At 68.7% G+C, this 15,305-nt stretch carries 14 protein-coding genes; 3 read left to right on the top strand and 11 right to left on the bottom strand.

Annotated features, from left to right (window positions below; translation table 11 throughout):
* Window positions 1–135: 135 nt before the first annotated feature.
* From H7A85_RS14970 to fni, 5 genes are all read right to left on the bottom strand, one after another.
* Complete coding sequence (locus H7A85_RS14970) at window positions 136–1,254, bottom strand: ABC transporter substrate-binding protein (RefSeq protein ID WP_182086753.1); 1,119 nt, start codon at window positions 1,252–1,254, stop codon at window positions 136–138.
* 275 nt (window positions 1,255–1,529) lie between these two features.
* Window positions 1,530–2,585 carry a TerC family protein gene (locus H7A85_RS14965; protein ID WP_244631212.1) on the bottom strand — a complete coding sequence of 352 codons (1,056 nt, stop codon included), beginning with the start codon at window positions 2,583–2,585 and terminating at the stop codon, window positions 1,530–1,532.
* Window positions 2,586–2,947: 362 nt separating this feature from the next.
* Window positions 2,948–3,613: a ribulose-phosphate 3-epimerase gene (gene rpe, locus H7A85_RS14960; protein ID WP_182086752.1), complete on the bottom strand. Its 666-nt coding sequence runs from the start codon at window positions 3,611–3,613 to the stop codon at window positions 2,948–2,950.
* A 3-nt stretch (window positions 3,614–3,616) separates the two neighbouring features.
* The gene (locus H7A85_RS14955) at window positions 3,617–4,663 is read right to left on the bottom strand and encodes a class 1 fructose-bisphosphatase (protein WP_182086751.1); all 1,047 of its coding nucleotides are present in this window, start codon (window positions 4,661–4,663) and stop codon (window positions 3,617–3,619) included.
* A 79-nt stretch (window positions 4,664–4,742) separates the two neighbouring features.
* Window positions 4,743–5,900: a type 2 isopentenyl-diphosphate Delta-isomerase gene (fni, locus tag H7A85_RS14950; RefSeq protein WP_244631211.1), complete on the bottom strand. Its 1,158-nt coding sequence runs from the start codon at window positions 5,898–5,900 to the stop codon at window positions 4,743–4,745.
* 118 nt (window positions 5,901–6,018) lie between these two features.
* On the opposite strand from fni, the gene H7A85_RS14945 reads away from it, so the two are divergent.
* Both H7A85_RS14945 and H7A85_RS14940 read left to right on the top strand, forming a co-directional pair.
* Window positions 6,019–6,957 carry a polyprenyl synthetase family protein gene (locus tag H7A85_RS14945; RefSeq protein ID WP_182086750.1) on the top strand — a complete coding sequence of 313 codons (939 nt, stop codon included), beginning with the start codon at window positions 6,019–6,021 and terminating at the stop codon, window positions 6,955–6,957.
* A gap of 128 nt (window positions 6,958–7,085) precedes the next feature.
* Window positions 7,086–7,595 carry a sterol desaturase family protein gene (locus H7A85_RS14940; RefSeq protein WP_182086749.1) on the top strand — a complete coding sequence of 170 codons (510 nt, stop codon included), beginning with the start codon at window positions 7,086–7,088 and terminating at the stop codon, window positions 7,593–7,595.
* A 1-nt stretch (window position 7,596) separates the two neighbouring features.
* Here the strand turns inward: H7A85_RS14940 and H7A85_RS14935 are convergent, their stop codons facing one another.
* The 4 genes from H7A85_RS14935 to H7A85_RS14920 are packed head-to-tail and all read right to left on the bottom strand — an operon-like array spanning window position 7,597 to window position 12,446.
* Window positions 7,597–8,526: a phytoene/squalene synthase family protein gene (locus H7A85_RS14935; protein ID WP_182086748.1), complete on the bottom strand. Its 930-nt coding sequence runs from the start codon at window positions 8,524–8,526 to the stop codon at window positions 7,597–7,599.
* Window positions 8,513–10,015 carry a phytoene desaturase gene (locus H7A85_RS14930; RefSeq protein ID WP_182086747.1) on the bottom strand — a complete coding sequence of 501 codons (1,503 nt, stop codon included), beginning with the start codon at window positions 10,013–10,015 and terminating at the stop codon, window positions 8,513–8,515. Before H7A85_RS14930 ends, H7A85_RS14935 begins: the two co-directional genes overlap by 14 nt.
* Complete coding sequence (gene crtY, locus H7A85_RS14925) at window positions 10,012–11,187, bottom strand: lycopene beta-cyclase CrtY (RefSeq protein WP_182086746.1); 1,176 nt, start codon at window positions 11,185–11,187, stop codon at window positions 10,012–10,014. The genes H7A85_RS14930 and crtY overlap by 4 nt, the downstream gene beginning before the upstream one ends.
* Complete coding sequence (locus tag H7A85_RS14920) at window positions 11,184–12,446, bottom strand: glycosyltransferase (protein WP_182086745.1); 1,263 nt, start codon at window positions 12,444–12,446, stop codon at window positions 11,184–11,186. The genes crtY and H7A85_RS14920 overlap by 4 nt, the downstream gene beginning before the upstream one ends.
* A 126-nt stretch (window positions 12,447–12,572) precedes the next feature.
* Here H7A85_RS14920 and H7A85_RS14915 point away from each other — a divergent pair, with 126 nt between their 5' ends.
* Complete coding sequence (locus tag H7A85_RS14915; protein WP_182086744.1) at window positions 12,573–13,163, top strand: DUF2585 family protein; 591 nt, start codon at window positions 12,573–12,575, stop codon at window positions 13,161–13,163.
* Window positions 13,164–13,169: 6 nt separating this feature from the next.
* Here the strand turns inward: H7A85_RS14915 and H7A85_RS14910 are convergent, their stop codons facing one another.
* The gene (locus tag H7A85_RS14910; RefSeq protein WP_182086743.1) at window positions 13,170–13,694 is read right to left on the bottom strand and encodes a GNAT family N-acetyltransferase; all 525 of its coding nucleotides are present in this window, start codon (window positions 13,692–13,694) and stop codon (window positions 13,170–13,172) included.
* A gap of 57 nt (window positions 13,695–13,751) precedes the next feature.
* Window positions 13,752–15,266: an ATP-binding protein gene (locus tag H7A85_RS14905; RefSeq protein ID WP_182086742.1), complete on the bottom strand. Its 1,515-nt coding sequence runs from the start codon at window positions 15,264–15,266 to the stop codon at window positions 13,752–13,754.
* Window positions 15,267–15,305: the final 39 nt, after the last annotated feature.

Genomic DNA, 15,305 nt, shown 5'->3' with positions numbered 1-15,305 from the left:
CGGCGAGGGCATCGCCGATGCCGGGATCGAGGGCCTGAACACTCAACGACGGACCCTTTCCATGAAGGCGCGGGACAGATGAAGGCGATGGCCGCCGCGCGGAGCGCGGCGGCCGAGGGCGTTTTTAGGGTTCGACTACTGGACGTTGGCGCCCACGACCTGATCCCACTTGGTGGTGATTTCGGCCTTGGCGGCGTTCTGGTCGTCCAGCGACGGGAACTTGGCGGCTTCGTAGCTCGCTGCCGGCGGCAGACGGTCGAGGAGATCCTGCGGAATCTTGCCGGCCTTGGCCATCTCGTTGAAGCGGATGGGGTGACAGTAGCCTTTGAGGTAGGTCAGCTGGCCCTCGTCGGAGTAGATGTACTCCATCCAGAGCTTGGCCGCGTTCGGGTGCGGCGCGTAGGCGCTGATCGCCTGGACGTAGACGCCGGCGAGGACGCCGGTCTTCGGAACCACGACCTCGACGCCCGGATTGCCGTTCAGAGTGTCGCGAGAGGACAGGGCGTTGTAGTCCCAGCGGATCATGATGGGCGTCGTGCCCTGCGCCAGCGAGGCTGGCTTGCCGATCACGGGCACGAAGTTGCCGGCCGCGTTCAACTGCTTGAAGAAGTCGAGTCCGGCATCGGCGATCTCGGCCGCCGAGCCGTTCGGGGCCTTGGCGAGGCCCGCGGCGTAGACCGCCTGGATCGCCTGCGCGGAGGCGCGCGGGTCGCCGGCCAGCGCGACGGAATTGGCGTAGTCGGACTTCAGAAGGTCGGGCCAGTCCTGCGGGATCTCCGATACGATGTCCTTGTTCACCTCGAAGGTGAGAACGCCGTAGTAGTCGCCGTACCAGTAACCCTCGGCGTCCTTGGCGTCGTCCGGGATCTCGCCCCAGGTCGCGACCTTGTAGGGCTGGATCAGCTTGTCGGTCTTGGCCTGCGGGCCGAAGCTCAAGCCGACGTCGATGACGTCCGGCGCCTGCGGTCCGGTGTTGCCCTGGTTGGCCTTGATGGCCTCGATCTCGTCGGCCGAGCCCGCATCCGGGTTCAGTTCGTTGACCTCAATCCCGTACTTGGCCTTGAAGCCCGAGATCATCTCGCCGTAGTTGCACCAGTCGTGCGGTAGGGCGATCGTGGTCAGCTGGCCTTCCTTCTTGGCCGCTTCCACCAGGGCGTCGAGCCCTTGCGCCCGGGCGGCCGGAGCCGCGACCACACCCGCGGCGAACGCGGCCACCGCCGCCATGCTCACGCCCTGCTTCCAAACGGACATCATGCCCATCCCCCAACTGGCGCCGCGAGGGCGGCGCTTCCAAACTCGCTGCGCGAGCCAACCGCCCGCCCGCGCCGCCCTAGCACCCGTCCATGACAATCGGGTGTCATCGTTTCCCGACCCCGTGAAGGGGATCCACGGCATGTGAGCGCGGGATCGAACCGCTGGCAAGCGGAAAGCGGCGCGCAAACAGGCAAACAGGATGCTGCGCACATAAAAAAGCCGGCGCGAGGCCGGCTTTTCCAGATCTTCGGGTGCTTCGCCGCCCGGCGAGGGCGTCAGAGACCCTTGCGGGCGTCCGATCGGCTCTTCAGGAGGCTGGCCACCGTGGTCACCACGAGGATGCCGACGATCACCGAAAGCGAGAAGCTCGTTTCGATATGGGGCAGACCCTCGATCGGCTGGCCGCCGTTCAGGAACGGCAGGGTGTTGGCCTCCATCGCGTGGATAATTAGCTTGACGCCGATGAAGGCGAGGATCAGCGACAGGCCGAGGCCGAGATAGACGAGGCGATCGAGCAGGCCGCCGAGCAGGAAGTAGAGCTGCAGGAGGCCGAGCAGCGCGAAGGCGTTGGCGGTGAACACGATATAGGGGGCGTCCGTCAGGCCGTAGATCGCGGGGATCGAATCCAGCGCGAACAGGAGATCGGTCATGCCGAGCGCCAGGATCACGATGAACATCGGCGTGAAGAAGCGCTTGCCGTTCTCGATCACCGTCAGCGCGTTGCCGCGGAAGTCGTCCGTGGTCGGCAGATGGCGCTGGAAGTACTTCACCAAGGCGTTCGGCTCGTATTCCTCGTCGGTCGACTTGGCGCCGTGGGCGAAGCTTTCCTTGGCCAGCTTGTAGGCCGTCCACAGGAGGAACAGGCCGAAGATGTAGAACACCCAGGAGAACTGCTCGATGGCGGCCGCGCCGAGCGCGATGAAGATGCCGCGCATGACGAGCGCGATCACGATGCCGATGAGCAGCGCCTTCTGCTGGTAGGCAGCCGGCACCTGGAAGCTCTTCATGATGATGACGAACACGAAGAGGTTGTCGACCGAAAGCGACTTCTCGGTGATGAAGCCGGCAAAATACTCGACGCCGTGCTTGGCGTCCCAAAAATGCCAGACGCCCCAGCCGAAGAGAAGGGCGAGCGCGACATAGAAGGTCGACCAGAGCGCCGCTTCCCGGAAGGTCGGCTCATGCGGCTTGCGCACGTGGGTGAAGAAGTCGAACAGGAAGAGGGCCGCGATCGCGCCCACCGTCGCCAGCCAGACCCATGTCGGCACGACGTCCGGCGAAATGCCGGTCAGGGCGGTCTCGGCCGCAGCTTGCGATACCGGTTGTTCCAACTTCAAACCCTCCAGAAGCGGTTCGCGATCCGCTCAAGCCAACACGAGAATGGACACGGGCGCCGCATCGGCACCGGATCCACCCAATCCACGCACGCCGCCGAGCGGATGGCCCGGCCTCGTCCCGAAAGGCCTCAAGGGGCTCGGCAACGTGCCGCGTCTAGATACGATGCGTTTATCGCGGCGCAATAACGCACCGGAGGTTTTTCATCGGTGGCAGGCCGCAATACAGGCGGCTTCACCAACTCGTTATCGCGTCTTCAGGTTAGCGAATGGGATGCGAAACGTTTGATTGTGCCTTTACAGCGAAATCAACCGCTTCGATCACATCGGGATGATAAGGGTGACGGATAGACTGCCCCTTATCGGACGGAGGCGCGCAGAGCTTCGATATTGGCGCGGTAGGCGCCTTCCGTTCCGCCCTTGTAGATCGCCGAGCCGGCGACGAACGTGTCGGCTCCGGCGCGCACCAGCGCGGGCAGCGTTTCGGGCGTCACGCCTCCGTCCACCTGGAGGCGGATCGGACGGGTGCCGATCAGGGCGCGCACCCGCGCGACCTTGTCCAGCATGGACGAGATGAACGCCTGGCCGCCGAAGCCGGGGTTGACTGTCATGACGAGAACGAGATCCACTCGGTCGAGGATGTCGACCAGCACGGCTTCGGGGGTCGCCGGGTTGAGCGCGACGCCCGAGCGGCAGCCGAGGTCGCGGATCGCCTGGAGCGAGCGGTGGAGATGGGTGCAGGCTTCGGCATGCACCGTGATCCCGTCGCAACCCGCCTTGGCGAAGGCTTCCAGATACGGATCGGCCGGCTCGATCATCAGATGGGCGTCGAAGAACTTCTCCGAGGCGCCGCGCACTGCCGCGACCACCGGCGGGCCGAAGGTGATGTTGGGCACGAAATGTCCGTCCATCACGTCGAGATGGATCCAGTCGGCCCCCGCGCGGTCCACCGCCGCGATCTCCTCGCCGAGGCGCGAAAAGTCAGACGACAGGATGGAAGGCGCGATCAGAATGTCGGCGGCCACGGCTCAGAAGCCTCCGACCGGGCGCTGGCCGAAGAGCGGCGAGGTTTCCGCCCGGCTCGCCGGATCGGCGAGGGTGCGGGCGAACTCCAGCACCTCCTCGCGCGAGCCGAAGACGACCGGCGTGCGCTGATGGAGGCCATCGGGAACGATGTCGAGGATCGGCTGGAGGCCGTCGCTTGCAGCCCCGCCCGCCTGCTCGGCGCAGAAGCCGACCGGGTTCGCCTCGTAGACGAGGCGGATGCGGCCGCGCTCGTAGCCCTTCCGCCGGTCGCCGGTGTAGATGTAGATGCCCCCGCGCACGAAGATGCGGTAGGCATCGGCCACCATGGAGGCCACCCAGCGCATGTTGAAATCGCGCCCGCGCGGCCCCTCCGCCCCTTCGAGGCAATGCTCGATGTAAAGCCGCACCGGCTCGTCCCAATGGCGGGAATTGGAAGCGTTGATCGAATATTCTTTGGCTTTTTCGGGGATCGAGAGCGTCGCGAGCTTGGTGAAGGTGCCGGTGTCGGGCGACCAGCCGAAGGCGTGCGTCCCCTCGCCCACCGTCACGACCAGCATGAGGCGCGGGCCGTAGACGAAGAAGCCGGCGGCGAGCTGCGCCCGGCCGGCCTGCCGGAAGACGCTCGACGGATCGGCGCGATGCCCCTCGTCCACCGGCAGGACGGAGAAGATGGTGCCGATCGAAACGTTGGTCTCGATGTTGGAGGATCCGTCGAGCGGATCGATCGCCAAGGCGAGGCTGCCTTCGGCACGCAGCGGAACGGCGTCGTCCTGCTCCTCCGAGCCGTAGAAGGCGACGGGCGCGGCGCGCGCGGCGTCCAGGAACAGGCGGTCCGCCTCGCGGTCCAGCACCTTCTGGATATCGCCGCCGCCATTGGGATCGCCGTCCGATCCGGTGGCGGCGCCCGCATCCCCGGTCGCCCCGGTCGAGATCAGGTGCTGAAGCCGCCCGGCCGCCTTCGCCAGCTCGCCGACCAGCGCGGCGACGTCGCGCCGGCGCGCGTCCGCCCCGGCATAGGCGCCCAGATAGTCGGTCAGCGTCGCGGCCATGGCGTGTCTCCTCGAAAAACCCTTCGTGGAAACCGGGATTAGCGGATCGGGCGCGCGAACGGCAAACGGAAACCGCCGGTCAGGACCGGGCGGGCGCCTCGGCGGGGCGCAGGCGCGCCGTGCGTAAGGCTTCGAGATCGGCCGAACCCGTGCAGAAGCAGGCGATGCGCAGCTCCTCCACCACCCCGGCGAAGTGAGCGACGACCCTTTCGGTGGACACATCGGCGGCTGCGAGACTGGCACCCGCCTGGCCGACGAGATCGGCTCCTAGCCGAATCGCGCGCGCCGCATCCAGCCCGTGGCGCACGCCGCCCGACCCGATCACGAAAGCTTGCGGGCAGGCGGCCCGCACCTCGGCGATGGCGTCCGCGGTCGGGATGCCCCAGTCGGAAAACAGAAGCGCACTCCCTCGCACGCGAGGGTCGGCGCTGCGCTCGGCCTCGATCGCGGCCCAGCTCGTGCCGCCCGCGCCCGCTACGTCGATCGCGTGGACGCCGGCCTCCACCAGCCGACGCGCGACGGTGGCCGAGAGGCCGGCGCCGACCTCCTTCACCACGATCGGAAACCCGGCTTCCCGCGCAAGCGCCTCGATCGCGCCGAGGACCCCGGCCCAGTTGCGGTCGCCGCCGGTCTGAACCGCCTCCTGCAGCGGGTTGAGATGGACGATCAGCGCATCGGCCTCGATCATCTCCACCGCCCGGCGCGCTTCGCGTACCCCCCAGCCGGCGGCGAGCTGCGCACCGCCGATATTGGCCAGAAGCGGCACATGGGGCGCACGGCGTCTCAGATCGGCGCCAAGCCCTCCGCTTCCCCGCCCTTCCAGCGCGATGCGCTGCGAGCCGACGGCGAGCGCCAGGCCGAGATGCTCGGTCGCTTCCGCCAACCGCGCGTTGATCGCGCCCGCGCGTTCCGGCCCGCCGGTCATCGAGGAAATCAGGATCGGCGCGCGCATCGCGCGGCCGAGAAAGCGGGTGGACAGGTCGATCGCGTCCAGGTCGAGTTCGGGCAGCGCCACATGCTCGAAGCGCACCCGGTCGAAGCCCGTGTCCGCGCGTGAACCGGGCAGGCTCGGCTGGAGCGCGATATCCAGGTGGTCGCTCTTGCGCGCGCCGATCTCCCCTTCGCCTTCGCTCTCCCGACCGCTGCCGTCCAACACCGCGCCTCCCTTGCCCATGCCCGTCGCCGTCCTTGCCACCGGATGCGGGGCCGGGGCGCTATGTCGATTCGTCGCATTCATGTGACCCCTCCCCGGCTTGCGCTTCCAGGGGCTCGCATGCGTGCTAGAACCTTGTATCGAGTTTAGATCGCGTGTGACATAAAAGCCGGGCACGCGCCGGGGAGTATTGAAGACGCGGATGACATCGAAGCTCGCCCCACCCCATGCCGCCCTTCTCCTTCGGATCGAAACGCGGCTGGAGGAGCTTCTTCCCCCCGTTCTGGCCGGTCAGGGCGGCCTCGGGCTGGCGATGCGCGACAGCCTTCTGTCTCCGGGCAAGCGCCTCCGCCCCCTGATCACGGCGATCGTCGCCGCCGATCTCGGCGGATCGACGAGCGCCGCGATCGACGCGGGATGCGCGGTCGAGATGGTGCATGCCGCATCGCTGATTCTCGACGACCTGCCGTGCATGGACGACGCGGCTTTGCGGCGCGGGCGGCCCGCGATCCACCGGGCGCATGGCGAGGACGTCGCGGTTCTCGCCTCCATCGCCATGCTGAGCGAGGCCTTCGCCGTACTATCGCGGATCGAGGCGCTGCCGGCCGATCGGCGCAGCGCGGGCGTCGGCATCCTGGCGGCGGCCGTCGGCTCGGCCGGGCTCGTCGCCGGCCAGTTCCAGGATCTTCGCGGCGGCACGTCCCCGCGCACGATGGGCGATATCACGGACGCCAACGGGCGCAAGACCGGCGCCTTGTTTTCGGCCGCCGTGGATCTCGGCGCCGTGGTGGCGGGCGCCGCGCCTTCGCAAAGGCGCGAGCTGTCGGCGTTTGCCGCCGAACTCGGCCTCGCCTTCCAGCTTCTGGACGATCTTCTCGACGTGTCGGGCGACACGCTGAGCACCGGCAAGGACGTCGGCCAGGATGCGGGCAAGTCGACCGTGGTGGCGCTCGTCGGCATCGACCGGACCGAACGGCTCGTCGCGCGCCATCTCGACACCTGCCGGGCACACCTGACGAGCGTCTTCGGCGAGGACTCGCGGCTCCATGCGCTGATCGACGGGCTGGCCCTGCCCGCGATGATCGAGCCGACGGGCCCCGCGCCGATGCCGGTTCTGGAAACCGAAGGCGGCCGGCGCTGAACGCTCTTCGTTTAGAACGCATCCAACCCTTTGAGATCGCGAAGCTTTCCCGCCGATTTCGGTAGGCATTCTGCCACCCGCGCGATACAACGATCCCGCTTGACGCATACGAGAAGGCATCTCCCACCATGGACAGCTGGCTTGCCCTCGCCGCCATTGCGATCGCCGTGTTCCTCGTCATGGAATGGGTCGCCTGGGCGGCGCACAAATACATCATGCACGGCTGGGGCTGGGGCTGGCACGAAAGTCACCACGAGCCGCACGAGGACCTGTTCGAGAAGAACGACCTCTATGCCGTGGTCTTCGCGGTCTTCGCGATCGTTCTCTTTGCCGTCGGGACGCTGGCAGCGCTGCCGGTGGTCACCGCGATCGCCACCGGCATCACGCTCTACGGCCTGTTCTACTTCATCGTCCACGACGGGCTGGTGCATCAGCGCTGGCCGTTCCGCCACATCCCGCACAAGGGATACGCCAAGCGCCTCGTCCAGGCGCATCGGCTGCACCACGCGGTGAAGGGCAAGGACGACTGCGTGAGCTTCGGCTTCCTCTACGCGCCGCCGGTGGACAAGCTGCGCGACCAGCTGAAGCGCTCCGGCAAGGTCGCGGCGGAAGCCGAAGAGCGCCGCGCCGCGCGCTAGACTATCGCGGGCGGGTCCACAGAAGAGGCGAACGGGGTTCCCCGCCTTTCCGCCGCCATGCGGCCATGCCGGCGCCCTTGGCGATCGCCGCGATCTTCTCGCCCTTCGAGGTGGAAACGCGCGTACCCACCCCTTCCGCCCCTCGCGTCACGAGTTTGGAGCCGATCCTTCTGTAAACGTCGAGCGCGGTGCCGACCGCCCAGGCGGAGCGGGGAGGCAGCGAGGCGACGCCGATCCTGGCCGACGCATAGTAGGGCTCGGCTGCCAGAACGAGGCGGCGCTGGAGGCGGAACACGGCCGCGTTTCGCGCGGGATCGGCGAGATCGCCCGGTGCGAGGCCTTCGTCGCGCAGCCATTCGCGCGGCAGGTAGATCCGCCCGGCCCGCGCGTCGTCCACCACGTCGCGAGCGATGTTGGTGAGTTGGAAGGCGAGCCCGAGGTCGCTCGCGCGGTCGAGCACCGCCTCGTCGCGCACGCCCATGATGCGCGCCATCATCACCCCGACGACGCCGGCGACGCGCCAGCAGTAAAGCATCAGCTCGTCCAGCGTCTCGTAGGCGCGGTCCTCGCCGTCCATGGCGAAACCCGCCAGATGCTCGTCCGCATCGTGCCGGGGGATCGCGTGGCGCGCTATCACGGCGGCCAGCGCAGCGAAGGCCGGATGCAGGCCATCGGGACGCCCGTCGAAGGCGAGCGCCGTGTCGCGCCGGAGCCCGGCGATGCGCTCCGCCACCGGCCGGCCGTCGTCGCTCCGCACCGCCGAGCCCGCGTCCTGCCCGTCCACCACGTCGTCGCAATGGCGGCACCAGGCGTAGAGCATGGTGACGCTTTCGCGCGTCGGCGCATCGAACAGGCGTGCCGCGGCGGCGAAGCTTTTCGACCCCCTGGCGATCGATGCGGCCGAATAGGCCGCGAGGTCAGGCTGCCGCATGCCCGAGGATCAGGCCGGCCGTCGCCTTGGCGGAACCGACGACGCCGGGAACGCCCGCACCCGGATGAGTGCCGGCGCCGACGAGATACAAGTTCGGAATGGCGTCGTCGCGGTTGTGCGCGCGGAACCAGGCCGACTGCGTCAGCACCGGATCGAGCGAGAAGGCCGAGCCGTGATGGGCGTTGAGTTCGGACTGGAAGTCGTTCGGCGTGAAGATGCGCGAGGTGACGAGATCGGCCCGAAGGCCCGGCATGTAACGCTCCTCGAGATAGTCGAAGATCCGGTCGCGGTAGCGCGGGCCCTCCACCTCCCAGTCGATCGGCGCGTTGCCGAGATGGGGCACCGGGGACAGCACGTAGTAGCTGCCCATGCCGGGCGGGGCGAGCGAGGGGTCGGTGGCGCAGGGGCTGTGGAGATAGAGCGAGAAGTCGCCCGCCAGCGTCCTTCCCTTGAAGATCTCGTCGATCAGCGCGCGGTAGCGCGCCCCGAAGAGGACGGTGTGGTGCTGCAGCTGCGGCTGGTGCCGCTTCAGCCCGAAATAGATCACGAAGAGCGACATCGAGAAGCGCTTGCGCTTCAGCCGCGCCGCTTCCGACGCGCCGCGCGTCGTGCCCTTGAGAAGCTTGTCGTAGGTGTGGACGACGTCGGCGTTGGAGGCGACGCAATCGGCCTCGAAACGCCGCCCGTCATGGGTCACCGCGCCGGTCGCGCGCCGCCCGTCCACTTCGATCCGGGCGACTTCGGCGTTTAGCTCGATCCGCCCGCCGATATCGGTGAAGAGCTTCGACATGCCGGCGATCAGGGCGCCGGTGCCCCCTTTCGGGAACCACACGCCCCATTCGCGCTCCAGCGCGTGGATCAGCGCGTAGATGGAGGAGGTCGCGAACGGGTTGCCGCCGACCAGCAGCGAGTGGAACGAGAAGGCCTGCCGGAGCTGGTCGTCCTCGATGAACTCCGACACCTTGGCATAGACCGAGCGCCAAGCCTGGAGCTTGGCGAGCTGGGGCCCGGCGCGGATCATGTCGCGGAACTGGAGGAACGGCACGGTGCCGAGCTTCAGGTAGCCTTCCTCGAACACGGCCCGCGAATAGGCGAGGAAGCGGCGATAGCCTTCGACATCCCGAGGGTTCTTGGCGCCGATCTGCCGGTCGAGCTCGCCCTGGTCGTTGGCATAGTCGAAGGCGTAGCCGTCCTCCCAGCACAGCCGGTAGAACGGGCTAACGGGCAGGAGCGTCACGTAGTCGGCGAGGCGCTTGCCCGCCGCCTCCCAAAGCTCTTCGAGCGCGGACGGATCGGTGATCACCGTCGGGCCGGCATCGAAGGTGAAGCCCCCGTCCTCGTAGACATAGGCTCGGCCGCCGGGCTTGTCGCGCTTTTCCAGAAGCGTCGTCTGGATGCCCGCCGCTTGGAGACGGATCGCGAGCGCCAGTCCGCCGAACCCCGATCCGATCACGATGGCGGAGCGGGCGGCCGGGGGAATGGAACTCATGCGGTTTCCTCAGGTCGAGAAACGGGGGAACGGGAGGAGGCGAGCACGCGAAGCGCGCTGACGACCGAGACTGGCGGCCTGCCGGCGAGAATGCGCAACTTGTCCCGAAAGTCCAGCCGTGCGGCATAGAAGCGCGCCACGAGCGGGTCCGGCAGGCGGTAGAAATGCTCGAGGATGCGGTAGCGCTCATCCGCCCGGCCCGCGTGGAACAGGAGGCGGTTGAGGAGGCGGAAGTAGCTCCTGTCGGCCCAGAGATTGCGCGCATGCGCGTCGAGAAGCCGCGCCAGCCCCGCCGCCGAAACGTCCGGCGCCCGCGCCACGAGTTCGGCGACATGCACCGCGTCGGGCAGCGAATAGCCGGTGGTCGGATGAAACAGCGCATGCGCGAGGCCGACGGTCGGCACGCCCCCCGAGCCGGCGATCAGGGCGTCGATATCGCCGCCGAGCGCGATCGGCAGAATTCCGTGCTCCTCGCGCACGAGACGCCCCGCGCCCCAGCCGGCTTCCGCTCCGTAGGCCGCGAGATGCCGGCGCAGGAGATCGGGGTCGAGCGCGCCGCGATCGGCGTAGTAGGTATCCTCCACCAGAAGCCGCGTCGGGCTGAAGGGAAGGATGTAGACGAAGCGATAGCCGTCGCGCTGGGGCACGGTCGCGTCCATCACCACGGGGCGCTCGACGCCGTGCGGCCGGTCGAACTCCCATTCCTGGCCGAGGAACTTCTGGAAGCCGAGTTCGAGATGGGGGCTCGGGCGTTGCCCGCGCCCGTCGATCACGGCGGGCGCCTGGAGAACGCGCCCATCGCGCAAGGTCACGCTCGTCGGGGTCACCGCCTCGACGGGGGTTTCGAGATGCAGCCGATCGCCCAGCGAGCCCGCGACGATCTCGCGGAAGCGCTCCGACGTGACGGACGCGTAGCCGGTTCCGACCGCCCGTCGGCGCTTGGGAAAGCGCACGTCGTAGTCCGGCCAGCGGGCGGCGACGAAGGGCGCCATCCACTCGTGCTCGGCGGCCGACAGGTCTCCGTCGTGGAAGCTCCAGGTGTGGTTGCCCCCGATCTTGGCGCCGCCTTCCACCATCAGGACGGACAGGTTGGGGCGCCGCGCGGCCAGACGATGGGCGATGAGGCCGTTGGAGAGGCCCCCGCCGACGAGGATGATGTCGGCGTCGCTCATGCCGCCACCGCCTTCGACAGGGCGGAAGTGCCCATCGCTTCGCCGATCCAAGCCTCGATCGCGCCGGCTGCGGCGGGAGCCCCGCCGGCCTGCCCGATCGCCTCGCCGACGATTCGAGCTTCCCGGCCGAAGGCGGGCTCGGCTAGAAGCCGATCTAGCGCCGCCCCGATCGCCTCCGCGCCGGCGCGGCGGCGGGACAACTTCAGCCCCGCGCCGTGATGGACGAGGCGGGCGGCGACGCCCGGCTGGTCGTAGGCGATGGGAATGGCGAGCGTCGGAACGCCGAACTCCATCGCGTCGAGAACGGTGTTGAGCCCGCCATGCGTGATGCAGATGTCGGCGGCGCGCAGCACCGCGCGCTGAGGCAGGAAGTCGGTGACGATCTCGGCGTCGATCGTCGCGGCTTGGGCCGACGACAACCGACCGCAATGGGCGAGCGCCAGTTGGAAGCCGCGCGTGGCACAAGCCTTGGCGATGGCGCGAAACAGACCGGCCCGGTGGCCCTGCAAGGTGCCGAGCGAGGCGAACACGAGCGGGCGGACGGGATCGCGCCGGAACGGCAGCGCCCCCTCCCCTTCGCCCGCCGCGCGGCACGGCCCGACGCCAAGGACGCGGCGATGGCCGGCATAGGGAAAGTCGAAGGCGGGCAGCGTCTGCGACACCGTGCCGATCGGCGACAGCCAGTCCTCCATGCGCCCGAACGGTTCCAGCCCGAGCGCCAGCGCCGAGCGGCGGATCGCCTCGCCCTGCCGGCGCAGGAGGAGCGATGCGACGCGGCGCCCGCCGCGATTGCGCTTCAGGCCTTCGGGCGTCGGATCATAGGGCCAGTCGAGATAGGGCGGCGGCATGGCCGGGTGCGGGTCGATCGGCAGGGCGGAGGCGACGGAAACGAAGGGAAGCCCGAGCCGGGCCGCCAGAAGCCCGCCGGCAGGCTCCATCTGGTCGGCAAGGATGGCATCGACGCCGGCCGCCCGTAGGGCCGCCGCGCCCCCGCCGGCCAGCCCTTCCGTGCGACGCGCGGCATCGGCCACCGTTCGAAGGACGCCGAGGAGGCCGGTAGACCGGTCGCCGGCGCCGCGCGCCGGCAAGCCGAGCCCCACCTCGCGCACGCCCCACGGGCCCTCGCGCACGAGTTCCCCCGCCCCGGCGTTCAGGACGAAGGTCGCGCGATGGCCGCGCTCGGCCAGCGCAGCCGCCAGGGCCTCGAACACCCGCACGTGGCTCGGAAAAGGAGGGCAGACGAGGCCGAAATGGATCATGCGAGGAACGCAACCGAGGGATATCCCCCGAACATAGCGCAACCCCTTGCGAAATCGACGGCAAAAGCCTGTGGACATCGACGCGGGCGCAGGCAACCGCAGGGCTCCGATCGGCGTTTGCTTGACATGACCGATCTGTCGCCATCCTCGACCCCGCGAATCCACCAGGGACTGCTGGCCGGCCCGACCGGCCAGGTCGCGGTCGGCGTGTCGATCGTGGTGCTGATGGCGGCGCTTCTCGACCTGATGGGCCGCCCTGTCGTGTGCGACTGCGGCACGATCGCGCTATGGGACGGCGACCCGCACTCCCCCGGCTCCTCGCAGCAGTTCAGCGATTGGTATTCGGCGCTTCACGTCGTCTACGGGATCGGGCTGTTCCTGGCGCTCCGCCACGCCCGCCCGCACTGGCCGACAAGCTGGCTCCTCCTGACGACGCTGGCATCCAGCGCGATCTGGGAGGTGGCCGAGAACACGCCCTGGATCATCGCCATGTTCGGCCAGGCGGTCGGCGCCCCGGACTACCACGGCGACAGCGTCCTCAACGCGATCGGCGACACGGTGTTCGTGGTGGTCGGCTTCTTCGCCGCGCGTGCTCTGCCGCTTCTCGGCACGATCGGCCTCGTCGTGGCGCTCGAACTCGCCATCGCGCTCGCCATCGGCGATGGGTTCGTGCTCGGTACGCTGCGACTCCTGGGCGTCTCCGTGCCCCCGATGTGAGACGGCCTACTTCGCCCGAGCGAACATCCAGCAGTCGCGCGGCGTCTTCTCGATATTAGGGTGCACCATCCAGCGGCGCAGGAGCCCTTCGCGCTCCAACCCGGCCTTTTCCATGACCCGGGCCGAAGCGACGTTCTCGACGTCGCAGACGTCGCCGACGCGCCAGACGTCGCGCTGCTTCATCGCCCAGGCCGCGACCTCGCTCAGGGCTTCGGTCATCAACCCCTGCCCCCAGGAGCGGCGCGACAGGACATAGCCGAAGCCGACGCGGCCGGGCACGTCGCGCCGGATCGTCAGCGCGCCGCGAAGCTGGCGGTCGCGCCGCCCGAGCAGCGTATAGGTGCGCGACGTCTCGCTGGCGATGCAGCGTTCGATATAGGCCTCCGTGTCGCGCACCGATTCGTGCGGCGCCCAGGTCAGGAAGCGCGTGACCTCCGGGTCCTGCGCATATTCGTCGAAGATCGCGCCGGTGTCGCCAAGGGCGATCGGCCGCAGGATCAGATCTTCGGTCCAGAGATTCTCAGGAAACATGCGCCCCTTCTGCCATGGATCGCGGGCCGGGACGAGACCCGTTCGAACAGGTCCCGATCAGGCCCGGCGAAGGCGGGGAGCCGCGCCCCCACGCGGCTTCGACGTGCCCGCGCCGGTGCGCCAGTTGTTGCCGGCGATCGTCACCACGCGGTTGCCCCGAAAGTCGGTTTCCGCCGCGATATAGCCGCGCTCGGCCATGTAGGTCAGGAGAAATCGCCCGCGCGAGGGGGAATGGCTGCCATAGGCCTTCGCGAGCACCTCGTCCGAGGGACAAGGGTCGGCGTCGCGCGCAGCCTTGGCCAGCAGGAGATAGACGCCCTGCATGTCCTCCGGCAATTCCTCGGATCGCGACACGACCTCGGCCCAGGCCTCGTCCTCGCCGCTCGAGCCGACGCCGGCGCGCGCCAAGGCCAGCTTGCGGCGGAATCCCGCCATGTCGAGCGCGCCGGGCGACAGTCGCTTCAGGCGGCAATGAGTGAGGAAGTCCTGATACAGGACCTGCACCGGGCGGAACGCGGCTTCCGGATCGGCCATCAGCTCGTCGAAGATCTCGTCGAGGCGCACCTGCCGCTCGGCTTCGGCTTCCTCGTCCTCCTCCAGCTCGTCCTCGGCTGCCGGCATCGCGGCAAAGCGCGGCGCCGAGACGCGCTCCAGAAGCTCGCGCGTCGCCACCGCCGGCTCGCGCCGAACGGGCACGGGCAGCACCTCGGGCTCGTCGGCGCCGGCGGTGAAGATCAGGTCGGCCATCTCCGCGGCGCTGGCTTCCGGCAGCGCCATCAGGACCGGCCGCCCGGAGCGGCCCGCCGTCTCTACCGGGCCGATGCGCACGGGGATCGGCCGGCGCGACAGGGCGGGGCCGAGCGCCACGAACTGCCCCGGCTCGAGATCGCGAAAACGCTCGGCCTGGCGCCGGTCCATGCCGAGGAGGTCGGCGGCGCGCGCCATGTCGATGTCGAGAAAGGTGCGCCCCATCAGAAAGTTGGAGGCTTCCGCCGCGACGTTCTTGGCAAGCTTGGCCAGACGCTGCGTCGCGATCATGCCGGCCAGCCCGCGCTTTCGGCCGCGGCACATGAGATTGGTCATCGCACCCAGCGAAATGCGCCGTGCCTCGTCCGCGACCTCGCCCGCCATGGAGGGCGCGAAGATCTGCGCCTCGTCCACCGCGATCAGCATCGGAAACCAGTGGTGCCGGTCGGCGTCGAACAAGCCGTTCAGGAACGCCGCCGCGCAAGACATCTGGACTTCCGCATCCAGCCCCTCGAGGTTCAGAACCACGGAAGCGCGATGCTGGCGAATGCGCGCGGCGATGCGCCCGAGTTCGGCCGGCGTGCGGTCGGCGTCGACCACCACATGGCCGAACCGATCGGAAAAGGACACGAAGTCCCCTTCCGGGTCGATGATCGCCTGCTGCACCCAGCCCGCGCTCTGCTCCAGGATGCGGCGGAAGAGATGCGACTTGCCCGATCCCGAATTGCCCTGGACGAGAAGGCGCGTGGACAGGAGTTCCTCCAGGTCCATTTCCGCCGGCTCGCCCGTGGCGTTCGTTCCGAGATCGACGGCGACCTTGGTCAAACGGCTTCCTTCCGCAACATGAGGCCGCGCGACACGCGG

The organism is Aureimonas sp. ME7 (assembly GCF_903970965.1).
GTDB lineage: Bacteria > Pseudomonadota > Alphaproteobacteria > Rhizobiales > Rhizobiaceae > Aureimonas.
This window is presented reverse-complemented; position numbering and strand designations above follow the sequence as displayed.

Bases quoted from the DNA above. Each gene is read 5' to 3' on its own strand.
- H7A85_RS14940 (WP_182086749.1), top strand. From the start codon at position 7,086: ATGGACAGCTGGCTTGCCCTCGCCGCCATTGCGATCGCCGTGTTCCTC.
- H7A85_RS14945 (WP_182086750.1), top strand. From the start codon at position 6,019: ATGACATCGAAGCTCGCCCCACCCCATGCCGCCCTTCTCCTTCGGATC.
- H7A85_RS14920 (WP_182086745.1), bottom strand. From the start codon at position 12,446: ATGATCCATTTCGGCCTCGTCTGCCCTCCTTTTCCGAGCCACGTGCGG.
- H7A85_RS14910 (WP_182086743.1), bottom strand. From the start codon at position 13,694: ATGTTTCCTGAGAATCTCTGGACCGAAGATCTGATCCTGCGGCCGATC.
- crtY (WP_182086746.1), bottom strand. From the start codon at position 11,187: ATGAGCGACGCCGACATCATCCTCGTCGGCGGGGGCCTCTCCAACGGC.
- H7A85_RS14955 (WP_182086751.1), bottom strand. From the start codon at position 4,663: ATGGCCGCGACGCTGACCGACTATCTGGGCGCCTATGCCGGGGCGGAC.
- H7A85_RS14970 (WP_182086753.1), bottom strand. From the start codon at position 1,254: ATGATGTCCGTTTGGAAGCAGGGCGTGAGCATGGCGGCGGTGGCCGCG.
- H7A85_RS14915 (WP_182086744.1), top strand. From the start codon at position 12,573: ATGACCGATCTGTCGCCATCCTCGACCCCGCGAATCCACCAGGGACTG.
- fni (WP_244631211.1), bottom strand. From the start codon at position 5,900: ATGAATGCGACGAATCGACATAGCGCCCCGGCCCCGCATCCGGTGGCA.
- H7A85_RS14930 (WP_182086747.1), bottom strand. From the start codon at position 10,015: ATGAGTTCCATTCCCCCGGCCGCCCGCTCCGCCATCGTGATCGGATCG.
- H7A85_RS14935 (WP_182086748.1), bottom strand. From the start codon at position 8,526: ATGCGGCAGCCTGACCTCGCGGCCTATTCGGCCGCATCGATCGCCAGG.